Here is a 561-nt window from a genome sequence, read left to right on the forward strand (position 1 = left end):
GCGTGCAACTGACTCTGCGCGAGCGCCGCGATGTTCTCGTTCAGGTCACTCATATCGCGGATCAGCAGGGTGTAGTGCGCGTCCTCCACCTGCATCTGGCGGCTTGCGATGTCCAGCTGGAGCACCCCACCCTTACGGGTGCGGCCCTCGACGTGTCCGAGCTGCCAGGTCTCTGCGTCTGGGCTGGGCAGGACGTCCGGCCCACCGGGAATCAGGGCCGTGAGGAGCTGGCCTTCGAGCTCATTCACCGGCGCGCCGAACAACTGCTCGGCAGCCGGGTTGGCGCAGGTCACAAGGCCCGCATCGTTGTAGACGATCACGGCGTCGGTGAACACCTCGACACTGCTTTCGAACGGCAGCAACCGGGCCTCGACTTGAATGGCACGTTTGAGGAGCTGCTGCTGCACCAGATAATCCGAGGCCAGGCAGATGGCGTCCAGGAACGCCTGGTAGTGCTGGCGTTCGAAGGTACGGGGATCCTGCCGCAGCAGGTACAGGAAGCCCAGCGGTTCGCCGTCGCGGCGGCGCAGCACCGCGGCGGCGTAAAAGCCTGTCCGGAAG

The 561-nt window shown here is 65.4% G+C and carries 1 protein-coding gene; it reads right to left on the bottom strand.

Annotation, left to right across the window (positions count from 1 at the left end; all coding sequences use genetic code 11):
- Positions 1-561 (bottom strand): PAS domain-containing protein (locus IEY49_RS21285; protein ID WP_189012399.1); only part of this gene is annotated, 561 nt, incomplete at both ends.

This window comes from Deinococcus malanensis (genome assembly GCF_014647655.1).
Lineage (GTDB): Bacteria > Deinococcota > Deinococci > Deinococcales > Deinococcaceae > Deinococcus > Deinococcus malanensis.